This window comes from Methylohalomonas lacus, assembly GCF_024808875.1.
Lineage (GTDB): Bacteria > Pseudomonadota > Gammaproteobacteria > Methylohalomonadales > Methylohalomonadaceae > Methylohalomonas > Methylohalomonas lacus.
Window position 1 is genome coordinate 144,361 of sequence record NZ_JANUCT010000003.1, and the last position, 14,597, is coordinate 158,957.

The 14,597-nt window shown below is 61.5% G+C and carries 19 protein-coding genes; 10 read left to right on the forward strand and 9 right to left on the reverse strand.

Annotation, left to right across the window (positions count from 1 at the left end; all coding sequences use genetic code 11):
* Positions 1 to 3: 3 nt before the first annotated feature.
* Genes J2T55_RS02920 through J2T55_RS02930 form a run of 3 tightly spaced genes read left to right on the forward strand, consistent with a single transcriptional unit; the run spans position 4 to position 1,731 of the window.
* Entirely contained in the window at positions 4 to 579 is a 576-nt protein-coding gene (locus J2T55_RS02920; RefSeq protein ID WP_310521965.1) for a DUF447 domain-containing protein, read from the forward strand.
* Complete coding sequence (locus J2T55_RS02925) at positions 579 to 1,322, forward strand: (5-formylfuran-3-yl)methyl phosphate synthase (RefSeq protein WP_259054136.1); 744 nt, start codon at positions 579 to 581, stop codon at positions 1,320 to 1,322. The genes J2T55_RS02920 and J2T55_RS02925 overlap by 1 nt, the downstream gene beginning before the upstream one ends.
* A 22-nt stretch (positions 1,323 to 1,344) precedes the next feature.
* A complete protein-coding gene (locus J2T55_RS02930; protein WP_259054137.1) occupies positions 1,345 to 1,731 on the forward strand; it encodes a 4a-hydroxytetrahydrobiopterin dehydratase in 387 nt (128 codons plus the stop codon).
* 385 nt (positions 1,732 to 2,116) lie between these two features.
* On the opposite strand, the gene J2T55_RS02935 is transcribed toward J2T55_RS02930, so the two are convergent.
* Positions 2,117 to 2,350, reverse strand: a complete 234-nt coding sequence (locus tag J2T55_RS02935; RefSeq protein ID WP_259054138.1) for a hypothetical protein — start codon at positions 2,348 to 2,350, stop codon at positions 2,117 to 2,119.
* A 173-nt stretch (positions 2,351 to 2,523) separates the two neighbouring features.
* Between J2T55_RS02935 and J2T55_RS02940 the strand changes: the two genes are divergently transcribed.
* Together J2T55_RS02940 and J2T55_RS02945 are read left to right on the forward strand one after the other, a co-directional pair.
* Entirely contained in the window at positions 2,524 to 3,099 is a 576-nt protein-coding gene (locus tag J2T55_RS02940; protein WP_259054139.1) for a biliverdin-producing heme oxygenase, read from the forward strand.
* Positions 3,092 to 5,158 (forward strand): sensor domain-containing diguanylate cyclase, encoded by a 2,067-nt coding sequence (locus tag J2T55_RS02945; protein WP_259054140.1) that lies wholly within the window; start codon positions 3,092 to 3,094, stop codon positions 5,156 to 5,158. Before J2T55_RS02940 ends, J2T55_RS02945 begins: the two co-directional genes overlap by 8 nt.
* Positions 5,159 to 5,203: 45 nt before the next feature.
* Here J2T55_RS02945 and moaC read toward each other — a convergent pair whose 3' ends face one another.
* A complete protein-coding gene (gene moaC / locus J2T55_RS02950) occupies positions 5,204 to 5,701 on the reverse strand; it encodes a cyclic pyranopterin monophosphate synthase MoaC (protein WP_259054141.1) in 498 nt (165 codons plus the stop codon).
* A gap of 115 nt (positions 5,702 to 5,816) precedes the next feature.
* Here moaC and J2T55_RS02955 point away from each other — a divergent pair, with 115 nt between their 5' ends.
* The 3 genes from J2T55_RS02955 to pqqB all read left to right on the forward strand — a co-directional run bounded on the left by J2T55_RS02955 (position 5,817) and on the right by pqqB (position 7,483).
* Entirely contained in the window at positions 5,817 to 6,050 is a 234-nt protein-coding gene (locus J2T55_RS02955; protein ID WP_259054142.1) for a MoaD/ThiS family protein, read from the forward strand.
* 1 nt (position 6,051) lies between these two features.
* Positions 6,052 to 6,489 carry a molybdenum cofactor biosynthesis protein MoaE gene (locus tag J2T55_RS02960; protein ID WP_259054143.1) on the forward strand — a complete coding sequence of 146 codons (438 nt, stop codon included), beginning with the start codon at positions 6,052 to 6,054 and terminating at the stop codon, positions 6,487 to 6,489.
* Between the two features lie 61 nt (positions 6,490 to 6,550).
* Positions 6,551 to 7,483: a pyrroloquinoline quinone biosynthesis protein PqqB gene (gene pqqB / locus J2T55_RS02965; RefSeq protein ID WP_259054144.1), complete on the forward strand. Its 933-nt coding sequence runs from the start codon at positions 6,551 to 6,553 to the stop codon at positions 7,481 to 7,483.
* Position 7,484: 1 nt separating this feature from the next.
* On the opposite strand, the gene moeA is transcribed toward pqqB, so the two are convergent.
* The 3 genes from moeA to mobA are packed head-to-tail and all read right to left on the reverse strand — an operon-like array spanning position 7,485 to position 9,986.
* On the reverse strand, positions 7,485 to 8,762 hold the full coding sequence (gene moeA / locus J2T55_RS02970; RefSeq protein WP_259054145.1) for a molybdopterin molybdotransferase MoeA: 1,278 nt from the start codon (positions 8,760 to 8,762) through the stop codon (positions 7,485 to 7,487).
* Between the two features lie 46 nt (positions 8,763 to 8,808).
* Entirely contained in the window at positions 8,809 to 9,378 is a 570-nt protein-coding gene (gene mobB, locus J2T55_RS02975) for a molybdopterin-guanine dinucleotide biosynthesis protein B (RefSeq protein ID WP_259054146.1), read from the reverse strand.
* On the reverse strand, positions 9,375 to 9,986 hold the full coding sequence (gene mobA / locus J2T55_RS02980) for a molybdenum cofactor guanylyltransferase MobA (protein WP_259054148.1): 612 nt from the start codon (positions 9,984 to 9,986) through the stop codon (positions 9,375 to 9,377). Before mobA ends, mobB begins: the two co-directional genes overlap by 4 nt.
* A gap of 113 nt (positions 9,987 to 10,099) precedes the next feature.
* Between mobA and J2T55_RS02985 the strand changes: the two genes are divergently transcribed.
* Positions 10,100 to 10,306: a DUF6494 family protein gene (locus J2T55_RS02985; RefSeq protein ID WP_259054150.1), complete on the forward strand. Its 207-nt coding sequence runs from the start codon at positions 10,100 to 10,102 to the stop codon at positions 10,304 to 10,306.
* An 8-nt stretch (positions 10,307 to 10,314) separates the two neighbouring features.
* Here the strand turns inward: J2T55_RS02985 and J2T55_RS02990 are convergent, their stop codons facing one another.
* The 3 genes from J2T55_RS02990 to J2T55_RS03000 form a co-directional block, all read right to left on the reverse strand.
* Positions 10,315 to 11,181, reverse strand: a complete 867-nt coding sequence (locus J2T55_RS02990) for a formate dehydrogenase accessory sulfurtransferase FdhD (protein ID WP_259054151.1) — start codon at positions 11,179 to 11,181, stop codon at positions 10,315 to 10,317.
* A 1-nt stretch (position 11,182) separates the two neighbouring features.
* Positions 11,183 to 12,202 (reverse strand): GTP 3',8-cyclase MoaA, encoded by a 1,020-nt coding sequence (moaA, locus tag J2T55_RS02995; protein WP_259054152.1) that lies wholly within the window; start codon positions 12,200 to 12,202, stop codon positions 11,183 to 11,185.
* A gap of 94 nt (positions 12,203 to 12,296) precedes the next feature.
* On the reverse strand, positions 12,297 to 12,779 hold the full coding sequence (locus J2T55_RS03000) for a CYTH domain-containing protein (RefSeq protein ID WP_259054153.1): 483 nt from the start codon (positions 12,777 to 12,779) through the stop codon (positions 12,297 to 12,299).
* A gap of 65 nt (positions 12,780 to 12,844) precedes the next feature.
* On the opposite strand from J2T55_RS03000, the gene J2T55_RS03005 reads away from it, so the two are divergent.
* Positions 12,845 to 14,107, forward strand: coding sequence for an AmpG family muropeptide MFS transporter (locus tag J2T55_RS03005; RefSeq protein ID WP_259054154.1), 1,263 nt, complete (start codon positions 12,845 to 12,847; stop codon positions 14,105 to 14,107).
* A 5-nt stretch (positions 14,108 to 14,112) separates the two neighbouring features.
* Here J2T55_RS03005 and J2T55_RS03010 read toward each other — a convergent pair whose 3' ends face one another.
* On the reverse strand, positions 14,113 to 14,562 hold the full coding sequence (locus J2T55_RS03010) for a hypothetical protein (protein WP_259054155.1): 450 nt from the start codon (positions 14,560 to 14,562) through the stop codon (positions 14,113 to 14,115).
* Between the last annotated feature and the right edge of the window lie 35 nt (positions 14,563 to 14,597).

Consider the following 14,597-nt stretch of genomic DNA (forward strand, 5'->3'; position numbering starts at 1 on the left):
ATAATGATGATCTACGAAACCATCGTCACCACCCTGAATGCCGACGACAGCGTGCAGATTGCGCCCATGGGCCTGCGCCGGGTCGACGACCTGTATCTCATTGCACCGTTCCGGCCGTCGACCACGCTCGCCAATCTCGAACGCAGCGGCGTGGCTGTCGTCAACCTGACCGATGACGTGCGCGTGTTCGCCGGTTGCCTGACCGGCCGCTACGACTGGCCGTTGCAGCCGGCCGAAGTCGTGGCCGGGCGTTACCTCGACGCCGCCCTGTCGCACCTGGAACTGCGCGTCGAGCGCGTCGACGAGGACGAACTGCGGCCACGCTTCTACTGCCGGTGCGTGCATGAAGGCATGCACAAGCCGTTTCTCGGCTTTAACCGTGCCCAGGTCGCGGTGCTCGAGTGCGCGATACTGGTTAGCCGTCTCGATCGGCTGCCGCGCGAGAAGATCACCAATGAACTGGAATACCTGCAGATCGCCATGGACAAGACCGCCGGTGAACGCGAACGCCAGGCCTGGGACTGGCTGATGGAACGCATCAATGCCCACCTGGACGCCGACGCGGCACAGGACGCCTGATGAACGCCATAATGCCTCCGGTTACGCCGCAGTTCCTGGCCAGCGTCAGCAGTCTTGCCGAGGCCCGGCTGGTGGCTGCCCATGGTGCCGATATCATCGACCTCAAGGATCCGGCCCGTGGCGCGCTCGGTGCGTTGGCCGCGGCGGAACGCGCGCGTATTGTTACCGCGCTGGGCGGTCGCCACACGCTGAGTGCGACCATCGGTGACCGGCCGCTGGCCGCGGACGTTATCGCGCCGGCGATCACGGCGACGGCCGCCGCGGGTGTCGACATCGTCAAGATCGGCTGGTTTGGCAGGCAGCTGGACAGCGCCGTATTGGCCTGCCTGGCACGGGCGGCCGGGCAGGGCGTACGGGTCGTCGTCGTGCTGTTTGCCGAATACGGGGCGCAGCTCGATCATCTGCCGAGCCTGGCTGATGCCGGCCTGTATGGTGTCATGCTCGACACCATGGACAAGCAAAGCGGGGCGCTACGCGATAAACTCGGAGATGACGAACTGGCCGCGTTTGTCGCGCGGTCACGCGATGCCGGCCTGTACTGCGGTCTGGCCGGTTCGCTGAAACAGGCCGATATCGTGCCGCTGCTGTCGCTGCAGCCGGACTACATGGGCTTTCGCGGCGCGCTTTGCCGCGACAGTCAGCGTATCGCGACGCTTGATAAAGCGGCGGTGGAGGCCGTACGGTGCGCAATCAAGACGAACATTCATACACTGGCCGACCGCCCGTCGGTTGCCTGTGTCTAGCTGATTAAAGGAGATCGATACCATGGCTCAATGGCGCAACAAGGAAAAGGACGCAACCTACAGCGAAGAGGAAATCGAGGCCCGCCTGAAAGAGGAACTGCCCAACTGGTACTACGAGGACGGCTGGATCCGCCGCAAGTACAAGACCGCGGGCTGGAAAGGCACGCTGATGGTCATCAACACCGTCGGCCACCTGGCCGAGGCCGCTTTCCACCACCCGGACCTGACTGCCTCGTATGCCTTTGTCATCGTCAAGCTGATGAACCACGCCGCCAAGGGCGTCACCGACAAGGACTTCCAGCTGGCGAAGAAGATCGAGGAAGTCGTGATGTGGCAGCCGGCCCACGAGGAAGGCGATCTCGATGGCACGCCGGACGACCCGCGCTTCAAGTACATCAAGTACGACTGATCAGTTACTGGTCATTAGTGACTGGTGATTGGCAAAACCTGCCGAGAGTGAGAGCGGATTAAAATCCGCGAACCTCTCGTTACATGTTTCGCCAATGGTAATCGGCTTGTATGTTGATGGTGACGGCTCTCCCACTGAAAAGAAACGACGGCAACGGTAGGAGCGGCGACCCCGCCGCGAAACATGCGCCAAATCATTCGGCCCGAGGTCGGACCTCCTGCCGGGAGGTTGATTGGTGACCGGTGAACCTGCCAGTCACCAATGACCGCTCACCAGTTACCACACTACAACTGCCCCTCCGCCGTCCAGTGACTCGAACGACTGCCGGGCTTTGATGTTGGCGCAGCGCTTTACACAGCTTTCATGAATCGGCGGCCCATATCGCTCACTCGGCGGCCGAATCGTCCACATCATAACCAATCGCCGAGTCGTCCGTTTCATAGCCAAACACTGCCTGTTGCTCGGGCACGGGGATCCCGTGGCTTTCACAGCGCTCGCGGATGAGAACCTCGATCCAGTTGGTCACGCTGCGATGCTCGCGCCCGGCGGCGGTGCGGGCGGCCGCCTTGAGGTCGGGATCGATGCGCAGGTTCAGAGTGGCAATTTTGCGGGCGGTCATGGCTGGCACCTCGTGAATGACTGCGTATCATTGTTGCGATGTCTGGGAAATGTGAAAACTGCTATTGTATAACTAAACTATAGCGTGGGTTGGCAGGCTTGAATATAGATAGTGAACCTGGTCTGGTAGCCCGGTCACGGCAGCAAGGTGCAAGCCGTAACGCGACGCTGCCAGTGTCTGACGGCCTGTTGCTGGCACAGCTTCGTGTCGCTACCCGCGAGCAGCATGCACGGCTGGAATCTCTACCGGCGCTGCGGCGGCTGTTTGCCGACGACTATACCGTTGCCGAATATAGCCGTCTGCTGCAGTCGTTTTTCTCCCTCTTTAGCCCACTGGAAGCCGCCGTACAGGCAACAGGACGAAAGACGGCGGCCAGCCTGGGCTATGAATTGCGCAGTGAGGATCTGGCCGCGGATCTTAAAATATTGGCCGCTAAAACTGGTGCCGATACTGCCGTCCCGTCTGCACTGACCGGTTCCCGGGCGGCTGAAACCGGTTGCCTGTATGTGCTGGCGGGGTCGCGCCTGGGTGGCAAGGTCATTGCCCGGCAACTGGCGGGCAGCCTGGGCCTGACCGCGGATAGCGGCATACGGTTTTTTGCGGGATCTTCCGGTAACGAGGGACACAATTGGGCACAGTTCTGCCACCGCGCCGAATTGTCTTGTGATACCCCGCCGGCAAGAGAAGCTGCAGTGTCTGCCGCGGCAGCCACATTTGATCTGTTTTACCAGCAGCTCGCCGATGAATAATCCATTGACCGAAAAAGACGATCCCCGCGTCGCGTTGTATGAAGGATGTGAAGCCGAGCCGATTCATATTCCGGGTAGCATTCAGCCCCGGGGCGCACTGCTGGCAGTGGATCGGCACAGCGGCGAGATACTGCAGGTCAGCCTGAACACCGAACGGTACCTGGGATACCAGCCGGAGGGCCTGCTCGGCAAGGATATATCGTTCCTCATCGGGGCCGGGCCCAAGAAGCAGATCATGGACAGGGACCTGGCGCCGGTCTATCCGAATCTGAACGAACCCGTTCTGGTCACCATAGCGGGAGAAGATAATCACTCCCATGAATTGATCATGATGCCACATTTAAACGACGGCGTCGTGATACTGGAATTTGAATTTTATAATGAACAGGAGGCAGCACCGCTTGCCGCCTATCATCGGCTGCTGGCAACACTCAATCGTATCAGCCAATCCCGTTCCGAGGACGAACTGTTACAGCAGGCGGTCACAGAGGTTCAGGCGCTTACCGGATACGAACGCGTCATGTACTACCGGTTCAAGGAAGACGGTAGCGGTATCGTGACCCATGAGGCGCGTACGGACAGCAGCATAGGTTCCTATCTTGATCATCATTTCCCGGCTGCGGACATACCGGCCCGCGCGCGGGAACTGTATCGCCAGAATTCGCTGCGGTTCATTTTCGATCCCGAGGCCCGGGCCGTACCGATCCGGCCAGCGAACAACCCGCGTACCGGCAAGCCGCTGGATCTGACCTATGCTGTGTTTCGGAGCATCGCGCCTGTGCACATCGAGTATCTGCGCAATATGGGGGTAGGCGCGAGCCTGTCCCTTTCCATTGTGATTGATGATCATCTCGAGGGCCTGATCGCCTGCCACCATCGCTCGTCAAGTGCCGTTTCGCAATATCTCCGGGTTACCTGCCAGAGCGTTGCTGTCGCTGTAACTTCGCACCTGTCTAAACTGCGTGCTTCCAGTACCAGTAGCTGGAACAACGAAATCAGGGAGTCGCTGGAGCCGTTTATCAATGAAATTATTAATGGCCAGCGATTGGTTACCGCTTTTCGACACCATATTGACACACTTATGTCGCTCATGGATGCGGACAGCGCTTTTCTGCAGTTCGGTAAAGAACAGGTGGCAGCGCCCAAGGCAGCGGAAAAGCAGCCATTCCCCGTCCAGTTAAGGGGTGTTTGCACAGGGCCACCTGTCTACGCATCGGATCGTCTGGGGGAATTGAGAAGTCTTCCCGGTGAACTGCGGGAATACCTGACAGGCGGGATCGTCATCGATTTGGACAACGGTGACTTTCTCTGTCTCGGACGGCGCGAATATCTGGATGACATTGTCTGGGGCGGTGATCCGACCAAGCCGATGGTCAATGGTGACACTGAAAATCCTCGGCTCAGCCCCCGGTCCTCGTTTGCATCCTGGCGCGAGACGGTGCGCGGCAGAAGCAGGGCCTTTGGCGCCAGGGAGAAAACCATGGCAACCGCGCTGCGACATATCATGTTTGAGGCGAAGGCGCTGGAGTTCAGGCGCCTGGCAGAAGAGAAAATGCAACTCGAGGCCCGCACCGATTCGCTGACCGATCTGATCAACAGGAAGGAATTCTATCGTCGTGGCCAGGAAGAGATAGAGCGTGCACGGCGTTACGGCCGGGAATTAGCGCTGGTATATTTCGATATCGATCATTTCAAGGTCGTTAATGATACGCATGGTCATGATGCCGGTGACCGGGTGCTCCGGCGGGTGGCCGATCTCTGCCGGGAACGGCTGCGTGTCAACGATATCTGTGCCCGGCTGGGTGGTGAGGAGTTTGTAATCCTGCTGCCGGAAACCCAACTGCAGGCTGCCGTCCATCTGGCCGAATGCCTGCGCGAACAGTTCGAAAATGATAGTGTCAGTTACGACGATATAGAAATCCGTGTTACCAGCAGCTTCGGCGTTGCGGTGCTGGGCGCGGATCCCGATGAAACGCTGGAAACCGTACTCAAGCGTGCCGACACGGCGCTTTATCAGGCCAAGGCAGCGGGGCGTAACCGGGTGGTTAGCGACTTGTGACTGGTAAACCTGCCAATTACCAATTACCAGTCACAAGTCACTAAATTACGGCTGCCCGTCCGCCGTCCAGTGACCGGAGCGGCCGCCGGACTTTTCCAGCAGGCGGACGGCGTCGATCTGCATGCCGCGGTCGACCGCCTTGCACATGTCGTAAATGGTCAGCAGGGCGATCTGTACCGCGGTCAGCGCCTCCATTTCCACCCCGGTCTGATCGCGTGTCTCGGTGCGCGCCTGGCAGCTGACCCAGTGGTTGGTGTGGTCCGGCGAGAGCTCGACGCTGACGTGCGTCAGCGCCAGCGGATGACACAGTGGCACGAGTTCTGCAGTCTTTTTCGCAGCCATGATGCCGGCGATGCGGGCAACCGCCAGCACATCGCCCTTGGCATGTGTGCCCTCGGCAATCATGTTCAGCGTTTCGGCCTGCATGTGAATGCGGCCGCTGGCGATGGCTATGCGCTGCGTCAGGGCCTTGTCGCCGACGTCGACCATATGCGCCTCGCCGGCGCTGTTGAGATGGCTTAAGTGTCTGGAATCGTTGGACATGAGCGTTCGGTCACAGGTTTGTCAGGGCGTATTATGCGCCAAAGCGCCGGCCCACAATAGGGCCGGGCGACGATGTTAGAATGGCCGGGATAAAACGAATTCAACGGATTGCTGCATGAGCATACAGGTTAAATTTTTCGCCAGTTTGCGCGATGAGCTGGGCCGCGACAGCGCCGAGATCGAGGACGCCGGTGATATGAAAGTGGTCGATATCTGGCAGCAGGTTGCAGGTAATCAACCATTCTCGGGCAATATTCTGGCGGCGGTGAACATGGAATACGCGCAGGCCGACAGTCCGGTGCGTGACGGCGACGAGGTGGCGTTCTTCCCGCCGGTAACCGGAGGCTAGCATGATCGAGATCATCGACAGCCCGTTCGATCCGCACGCGCGACTGGCCGATTACCAGCGTTCGCTGCAAAGCGTCGGCGGTTACGGTGCCGAAGCCAGCTTCACCGGCTATATGCGTGACCATAACGATGGCGAACGCGTCACCGGCATGCACCTGGAATACTATCCGGGCATGACCGAACGGCATCTGCAGTCGATCGCCGATGAAGCGGCTCGCCGCTGGGAACTGCTGGAAGTGCTGATCCTGCATCGCGTCGGCGACATCGCAGTCGGTGAAGCGATCGTCCTGGTGGCCGCCTGGTCGGCGCATCGCGCCGACGCTTTCGAGGCCTGCCGTTTCATGATGGAAGATCTGAAATCGCGGGCGCCGTTCTGGAAGAAGGAACAGCTCGACCCCGGCGAACGCTGGGTGCAGGGCAACACGCCCGGCTACAAATAGCCATAATTTCGCGCCGTGATTGGCGCGGGCAAGACAATGTAATTGAAGGAGTGTGAGGCTTATGAAAATCTGTGTACTGGGCGCCGGCGCCGGCGGCGGCTTTCCGCAATGGAACTGCAACCATCCGAACAGCCGCCGCGCGCGGCAGAACGATCCGGCGGCGAAACAGCGCACGCAGTCGTCGATCGCGGTCAGCGCCGATGGCGATGACTGGTTCCTGTTCAATGCCTCGCCCGATTTGCGCAAGCAGATCACCGACAACGAGATACTGCATCCGAAAAAGGATCTGCGTCACAGCCCGATCCAGGGCGTGGTCCTGACCAACGCCGACGTCGATCACGTTGCCGGCCTGTTGAACCTGCGCGAGTCACAGCCGCTGCGCGTCTACGGTACCCAGCGGGTACTCGACGTTCTGAAGGCCAATACCATCTTCAATGTGCTCAATCCGAAATTCGTCAGCCGTGAGGTGATGAAACTGGATCAGCCGCTGGATCTGCAGAAAGCCGATGGCAGTCGTGCCGGTATCACCGTGATCCCGTTCGCCGTGCCCGGCAAGGTGGCGCTGTGGCTCGAGGACGAGAGCAAGGGCGATGACAATTTCGGCTCGGTGGAGGAAGACACCATTGCGCTGGAGGTCAAGGACGCCAGTGGCGAAACGCGTTTCTTCTACGTGCCGGCCTGCGCGAAGATGACGCCGGAACTGGCGGAGCGCTTGCGCGGTGCCGACCTGGTCTTCTTCGACGGCACGCTGTGGACCGATGACGAGATGATCCGCGACGGCGTCGGCGTGAAAACCGCCAAGCGCATGGGTCATATGAGCAATGCGGATGCGGACGGCAGCATCGCCGCGCTGAAGGATCTCGACATCAAGCGCAAGATCTTCATCCATATCAACACCACTAACCCGATCCTGCTCGACGACAGCGACGAGCGTCGCCAGGTGGAAGCGGCGGGCTGGGAAGTGTCCTACGACGGCATGCAGATCGAGGTCTGAACTAGACCAGTCCGTGAAACGGCTGCACGTCGACCCAGTCGCCGGGTTCGATGCCGCTGGCCTCGACGGGCAGCAGGATGAAGCAGTTGGCGTGTGACATGGAAGTCAGGATGCCGGAGCCCTGGGCGCCGGTCTTGTGCACGTTCAGCTCGCCGTCGTCACCCTGTGACAGGATGCCGCGCTGGAATTCGAATCGCCCGGGCCGCTTTTTCAGGCCCGACTGGCAACGCGCCCGCACGGTTATCGGGTCGGTGACGGCTTCGCCCATGAGCTTGCGCAGCGCCGGCTGCACGAACTGGTAGAAGGTGACCATGACCGAAACCGGGTTGCCGGGCAGGCCGAAGAACACGCAGTCACTGATGCGGCCGAAGGCCAGCGGCCGGCCCGGCTTCATTGCCACCTTCCAGAAACCGACCTCACCCAGCGCCTCGAGCGTGGTCTTGACGTAGTCGGCCTCGCCCACGGAGACGCCGCCGGAGGTGATCAGCACGTCGGCGCAGTCGGCCGCCTCGCGAAACGCGGTGTCAGTGGCTTCCGGCGTGTCGCGGACCACGCCCATGTCGATCAGCTCGCAGCCCAGCCGCTCCAGCATGCCGAAGAGGGTGTAGCGGTTGCTGTCGTAGATCATGCCCGGTTCCAGCGGCTCGCCGATCGAGCGCAGCTCGTCGCCGGTCGAGAAGAAGGCCACGCGCAGGCGCCGCCGCACCGTGATCTCGCCCAGCCCCAGTGACGCCAGCAGACCGAGCTCGGCCGGCTGCAGGCGTGTGCCGGCAGCCATCACCCGGGCGCCTTTGGCAATGTCCTCGCCGGCGGCGCGAACGTTGTCACCGCTGCGTGTGCTGTTGTCGATGATCAGCGTGTCGTCGCGGCGCTCGGCGCGTTCCTGGATGACCACCGTGTCGGCGCCGTCAGGCAGTATCGCGCCGGTGAATATGCGCACGCATTCACCGGGCTGCAGTGCCTGCGGGTAGGGCCGGCCGGCCCAGGCGGTGCCGGCGATGCACAGTTCGCGGTTGCCGTCGGCGGGCAGATCGCTGCCGGCCAGGGCGTAGCCGTCCATGGCCGAGTTGGTGCCATGCGGCACTGCCACCGGCGAGTGGATGTCCTGCGCCAGTATGCGGCCCAGCGCTGAGCGCAGCGCGACCTGCTCGTAGCCGCGCAGTGGTTGCAGGTTGTCGAGGATGCGCGCGCGTGCCGCCTCGACCGGCAGTGATTCGGAATCGTAATCGTCCTGGCAGCTGGGATCGTGATCGGGCCGGGTTTTCGGGGCTTCAGACATGGTTTTTATACGGCATTAAGTATAAGTTTTAATTCATTGAAATTAATCAATTATTATTAACGGTTTCGTTCACTGTTACGTGTGCACTGGCGGCCGTCAGGAAGCGCTCGATAATGAATTCGCCGATGGCCCGCGGATCGTTGATATCGAGCTGGACGCGATCGACCGCCAGAGGCGCCGGCGCGTCGTGGGCGACGGCAATAATGCTTGCATCATTCTGGCACAGCAGCGGTTTGCCCAGCGATGGCCGGTGCAGTTCGATCTTTGGGATGGCGTAGGGCTTGAAGCCCTCGACCAGCACCAGGTCGAGGCGGCTCTGGTCGAGCCGGTCGAGGTAGTCCTGCAGGCTGCTGCCATGGTCTTCATCCGGCGTCTCGCAGATCAGCGCCCAGCGCTGGCGCGAACCGATCAGCATCTGGCTGGCGCCGGCATGGCGCAGTTCGAAACTGTCCTTGCCCGGATGGTCGATCTCGAAGCTGTGATGGGCGTGCTTGATGACGCCGATCCGCAGGCCGCGCTCGCGCAGCAGCGCCAGCATGGCCACCAGCAGGGTGGTCTTGCCGGTGCCGCTGTAGGCAGCGAAACCGACCACCGGTACTTGCGCCTGCAGCGTCATGGCGACGCTGCCTGCAGGCGGTCAGCCAGCGCGCTGGCGTCATCGGCGCTGTTGATGTTCAGGAATGCTTCGGGCCGGTCGCTGAAATCGACCGTGGCCATGCGGTGCTGCGCGTACCACTGATCGATCTTGCGACCGTCATTGGCGAGGAAGGCGTTCAGCGACGGCAGCAGCTCGCGTGACAGCAGGGCAAACACCGGCTGCAGGCGCTCGCCGTTGTGTGCCACGGCCAGTTCCGCCTGTTGCGCCTGCAGATCGCGCTGCAGCCGCGCGACGAGGTCCGGCGGCAGCAGCGGCGAGTCGCAGGGACAGGTCGCCAGGTAGTCGGTCGTGCAGGCCTCGAGGCCGGACGCCATGCCGGCCAGCGGGCCGCAGTAGCCGCCGAGCTTGTCGGCGATGACCGGGTGGCCGTACGCGCGGTAGGTGGCGTGACTGCGGTTGGCGTTGATCAGCAGCGCCGCTGTTTGCGGCCGCAGCCCGTCCAGCACCCATTCAATCATCGGCCGCCCGGCCACTTGCGCGAGACCCTTGTCGATACCGCCCATACGCCGCGCCCTACCACCGGCCAGCACCAGGCCGGTCACATTATCTTGAATCAATTCAGCCATTGTTTTTAATAAGTTATAGTAATAATTTAATCTGAATTATTTACTATGTTCAGGGTCTATTCTGGATACATTATCGCATGACCTGCGGGTCATGGAGTTACCGGGAGTCAGTCATGAACGAAGAAACCTTTAACATGGGCGTACGTAAGCTGCTGAAGAAGGTCGGCGTGACCGCGCAGCGGGAAATCGAAAAGGCGGTCGACGAAGGCATCGAATCCGGCCAGCTGCAGGGTAACGAAACGCTGCGGGCCCGGGTCACGGTCCACATCGACGGCCTGGACCTGGATCACGTTATCGAGGGCGACATTCCGCTGGAATGACGCCCGGCTCAGCCGGCGTGCAGGCGCTTGGGCGGCCGCTCGCCGGCCTTGGCCGGCAGTTCGGCGTCGAGCTCGACATGCTCGAAACCGTTGTAGACCAGAAAATGCTTGCCCTTGGCGCGCGACAGCAGGGTCACGCCGAGATCCTGCGCCAGTTTCAGGCCCATGGCGGTGATGCCGGAGCGTGACAGCAGCACCGGGATATTCATCTGCGCGACCTTGATGATCATCTCCGAGGTCAGCCGGCCAGTGGTATAGAAGATCTTGTCGTCGCCGCCGATGTCCTCGATCCACATGCGCCCGGCGATGGAGTCGACGGCGTTGTGGCGGCCGACATCCTCGACGAAGCTGAGGATTTCGCTGTCCTTGCACAGCGCGCAGCCGTGTACGGCACCGGCCGAGCGATACACCTCGTTATATTCGTTCAGGTTCTTGAGCAGGCCGTAGATGGTCGACTGTTTCAGCGGTACCGGCGTGATGGTGATGTCGTAGAGCTGCTCCATGATGTCGCCGAATACCGTGCCCTGGCCGCATCCGGTAGTGACGGTGCGCTTGCCCAGTTTCTCTTCCCAGTCGCCGGTGCCGTGCCGTGTGACCACCGCGGCGGCGCCGACATCCCAGTCAACCTGCACTGAAACTATCTCTTCCAGATCCTTGATAAGCCCCTGGTTTTTCAGGTAGCCAATAACGAGGAATTCGGGCTCGCGGCCGAGCGTCATGAGCGTGACGATCTCGTAGCGGTCGACGTAGATCGTCAGCGGTCGCTCGTCGGCAATGTGCAGTTCGCGTGGCTCACCGTACTCATCAAAGGCGGTGACGGGCTGGGTGGGCGGCAGCCCGGCGTGACTCATGTCCGGGCGGTAGCGGGCGTTCATGTCAGCCGCCGGTCATGTTCATGTGGCGGAAGATGACCGGTTTCTCTTGCAGGTTGAAGTCGTGGCCCTTCGGCTTGATGGCCATGCTGTCGCGGATGGCCTGCTTGACCGGCTCGATGTCGCCGGGATTGGCACGCAGCACGCGCCGCAGATCGACCGAGTGTTCCTGGCCCAGACACAGCAGCAGCCGACCCTCGCAGGTCAGGCGCACGCGGTTGCAGGTATCGCAGAAGTTGTGACTGTGCGGCGAGATGAAGCCGACCCGGGTGCCGGTCTCGGCCAGCTGAAAATACTTCGACGGTCCGCCGGTGGTTTCGGTCGTCGGCAGCAGGGTGAAGGTTTCCTCGAGATCGGCCCGGATCTGGTCGCTGGAGTAGTAGGCCTCGTAGCGATCGTGTTCGCCGATGGCGCCCAGCGGCATTTCCTCGATGAAGCTGAGGTCCATGCCGCGATCGCTGGCGAAGCGCACCAGGTCGGTAACCTCATCGTGGTTGCGGTTCTTGAGGATGACGGCGTTGATCTTGGTGCGCTCGAAGCCGGCAGCGCGTGCAGCATCAATGCCGGCGAGTACTTTGTCCAGTTCGCCGACGCGGGTCAGGCGGCGGAAGCGTTCCGGATCGAGCGAATCAAGACTGATGTTCAGGCGCTTCATGCCGGCGGCTTTCAGCTGCTCGGCGTAGCGCGGCAGCTGTGAGCCGTTCGTGGTCATGACCAGTTCGCCGAGACCGGGCAGGGCGCCGATCTGCTCGAACAGTTGCATGACGTTGCGCCGCACCAGCGGCTCGCCGCCGGTGATGCGGATCTTGCTGACGCCGAGCTCGGTAAAGGCGCGGGCCACGGTCGCCAGTTCCTCCAGCGTCAGCAGCTGTTCGCGCGGCACGAATTCCATGTCCTCGTCCATGCAGTAGACGCAACGGAAATCGCACCGGTCGGTGACCGAAATGCGGACGTAATTGACCCGGCGGCCGAAGTTGTCGACCAGGATGTCGTTGCTGCTGTCTTGAGTGCTGATGTCCTGCATGGCGGTTCGGATTCTCGTGGGGTTGCCGGTTTCCCGGCAGAAACCATTTTACGCAGGCGCCTATAGGCGGTCAAAAGCGCCGTGTCAGTTTCAATTATGACACGTTCTCGGGCCAGGCGTTGAACGGCTGGCTGACCAGGCAGACGTTGTAATAGCGTGGGTCATCGGATACGTCGGCGCCCAGCCAGGGCGGCTGCTCGAATGCCTCGTCGGCAGAACCGAGTTCGATCTCGGCGACGATGAGCCCGGCATTGTCGCCATAGAACTCGTCGATTTCCCAGGTATGCTCGCCATACCTGACCATATGTCGGGTTTTTTCGATCAGCGGCTTGTCGGCCAGGGTGTCGAGCATCTCACGCGCTTCAGCGACCGGAATGGCGTAGTCGTATTCCTGCCGGTGGATACCGAGCGTCGCCGACTTGATGTTCAGGTTGGCGTCTTCGCCGCTGACGCGGATGCGAATGGAGCACTGCTGACTGTTGCCGAGATAGCCCTGCGCCATGTCAAGGGAACGTTCAACCTGGCCGCGCCAGCGGTCGTCTTTCAGCAGAAACTTGCGTTCGATTTCTTCAGGCATTCGACGATGGTAATCAGATTGCTGATGACAGACAATCCGGCGTTTGATTCGAGTGTATGCCGACAATGATGGAACGATTGTTTGCCGACAGGCGCCAGTGGTGTAACCGGCGCCTGTTCGTGACACTGTTGCTGGGCTTTTCCTCGGGCCTGCCGCTGGCGCTGTCCGGCGGCACGTTGCAGGCGTGGTTTGCCGACGTCGATGTGGATATTCGCGCGATCGGTTTCGTCTCGCTGATGGGGCTGCCTTACGCACTCAAGTTTCTCTGGTCGCCGTTGATGGACCGGTTCGTGCCGCCGATAGCCGGCCGGCGGCGTGGCTGGCTGTTCATCTGCCAGTTCCTGTTGCTGGCCACGATTGTCATGCTCGGTAGCCTGACGCCGGCCGAACACCTGCAGCCGATGCTCTGGCTGGCGCTGTTACTGGCATTCTTTTCGGCATCGCAGGACATTGCCGTCGACGCCTATCGCACCGACCTGCTGGAGGTACCGGAACGCGGCCTGGGCGCGGCGCTGTCGGTGGCCGGTTATCGGTTGGCGCTGCTGTGCGCCGGCGCCGGCGCCCTGATCATGGCGGATCAAATCGGCTGGCAGCAGACCTACTGGCTGCTCGCCGGCCTGCTCGGTCTCGGTCTGCTGGCCACCTGGCTGGGGCCGACACCGACCTTCGAGGCCGCCGCACCGCGCAGCCTGCGCGCTGCCGTCGTCGAGCCGTTTCGTGATTTTCTCAACCGGCGTGCCGCCATCGTCCTGCTGGTATTCATCGTGCTGTACAAATTCGGTGACGCCTTTGCCGGCACATTGACGACGGCATTCCTGATTCAGGGCCTGGGGTTCTCCACCACCGATGTCGGCGTGGTCGGCAAGGGCTTCGGCCTGGTGGCAACGCTCGGCGGCGCGCTGTTTGGCGGCCTGCTCATGTACCGCCTGCGCCTGTTCCGTGCCCTGCTACTGTTTGGCGTGCTGCAGGCGCTGACCAATCTCAGTTTCGTTGGCCTGGCCGAACTGGGTGCGGACACTGCCTGGACCTACTGGGCCATGGTCGGCGCGGTGGGGCTGGAAAACCTGGCTGGCGGCATGGGTACGGCGGCATTCGTCGCGCTGCTGATGGCGTTGTGCAACCATCACTATACGGCGACACAGTACGCGCTCTTGTCGGCGCTGTCGGCGGTCGCCCGGGTCATCGTCGGCCCACCGGCCGGCGAACTGGTGCATCAGATTGGCTGGGCACCGTTCTTCCTGCTGACCTTCCTGCTGGCGCTGCCGGGCCTGTGGCTGCTGCTGCGCCTGCGCCCGGTGATCGAGCAGGCGGACCGCGATCAGGGCTGACAGGCCTAAAAGCCGCCGACACCATGGCGGGTGCGCCGGCGCTCGTCGTAGCGGCCGTCACGGTAACCATGGCGGTAACCATGCTTGTAGCTGTAACGCTTGGCGCGGTCATGGTAGTAGCTGTGCGACCGGCCGTAACCGCTATGGCCATAATAATGGCCTGATGGGTACGCTTTCCTGTAGCCGTACGATTTGCCGTAATAATGCGACTTCGGCGCCTTGTAGTGGCGATAGTGTTTGCCCCGGTAATGGCCACCGCTGCCGTAGCTGAGCGCGAAGCCGGGCCGGGTCCGGTAATTGTGGTGATAGCCGTGGCCACCATGGCCGCTGCTTATGAATAGCTTGATGTCACCGGCGCTCGCCGGGGTGCTGATGGCCATGAGCGGCAACAGGCCGGCCGCCAGCATCACGTACTTGCCGGGCAGTCCACGCAGTAATGAGCCGATTGTTTGCATATCGCTTTCCTCATTCAGAGACTGATACGCTAAGT

Excerpts from the sequence above, each read along its gene's own strand:
- J2T55_RS02920 (WP_310521965.1), top strand. The coding sequence starts at position 4 with ATGATGATCTACGAAACCATCGTCACCACCCTGAATGCCGACGACAGC.
- J2T55_RS02925 (WP_259054136.1), top strand. The coding sequence starts at position 579 with ATGAACGCCATAATGCCTCCGGTTACGCCGCAGTTCCTGGCCAGCGTC.
- J2T55_RS02930 (WP_259054137.1), top strand. The coding sequence starts at position 1,345 with ATGGCTCAATGGCGCAACAAGGAAAAGGACGCAACCTACAGCGAAGAG.
- J2T55_RS02935 (WP_259054138.1), bottom strand. The coding sequence starts at position 2,350 with ATGACCGCCCGCAAAATTGCCACTCTGAACCTGCGCATCGATCCCGAC.
- J2T55_RS02945 (WP_259054140.1), top strand. The coding sequence starts at position 3,092 with ATGAATAATCCATTGACCGAAAAAGACGATCCCCGCGTCGCGTTGTAT.
- moaC (WP_259054141.1), bottom strand. The coding sequence starts at position 5,701 with ATGTCCAACGATTCCAGACACTTAAGCCATCTCAACAGCGCCGGCGAG.
- J2T55_RS02955 (WP_259054142.1), top strand. The coding sequence starts at position 5,817 with ATGAGCATACAGGTTAAATTTTTCGCCAGTTTGCGCGATGAGCTGGGC.
- J2T55_RS02960 (WP_259054143.1), top strand. The coding sequence starts at position 6,052 with ATGATCGAGATCATCGACAGCCCGTTCGATCCGCACGCGCGACTGGCC.
- pqqB (WP_259054144.1), top strand. The coding sequence starts at position 6,551 with ATGAAAATCTGTGTACTGGGCGCCGGCGCCGGCGGCGGCTTTCCGCAA.
- moeA (WP_259054145.1), bottom strand. The coding sequence starts at position 8,762 with ATGTCTGAAGCCCCGAAAACCCGGCCCGATCACGATCCCAGCTGCCAG.
- mobB (WP_259054146.1), bottom strand. The coding sequence starts at position 9,378 with ATGACGCTGCAGGCGCAAGTACCGGTGGTCGGTTTCGCTGCCTACAGC.
- mobA (WP_259054148.1), bottom strand. The coding sequence starts at position 9,986 with ATGGCTGAATTGATTCAAGATAATGTGACCGGCCTGGTGCTGGCCGGT.
- J2T55_RS02985 (WP_259054150.1), top strand. The coding sequence starts at position 10,100 with ATGAACGAAGAAACCTTTAACATGGGCGTACGTAAGCTGCTGAAGAAG.
- J2T55_RS02990 (WP_259054151.1), bottom strand. The coding sequence starts at position 11,181 with ATGAACGCCCGCTACCGCCCGGACATGAGTCACGCCGGGCTGCCGCCC.
- moaA (WP_259054152.1), bottom strand. The coding sequence starts at position 12,202 with ATGCAGGACATCAGCACTCAAGACAGCAGCAACGACATCCTGGTCGAC.
- J2T55_RS03000 (WP_259054153.1), bottom strand. The coding sequence starts at position 12,779 with ATGCCTGAAGAAATCGAACGCAAGTTTCTGCTGAAAGACGACCGCTGG.
- J2T55_RS03005 (WP_259054154.1), top strand. The coding sequence starts at position 12,845 with ATGATGGAACGATTGTTTGCCGACAGGCGCCAGTGGTGTAACCGGCGC.
- J2T55_RS03010 (WP_259054155.1), bottom strand. The coding sequence starts at position 14,562 with ATGCAAACAATCGGCTCATTACTGCGTGGACTGCCCGGCAAGTACGTG.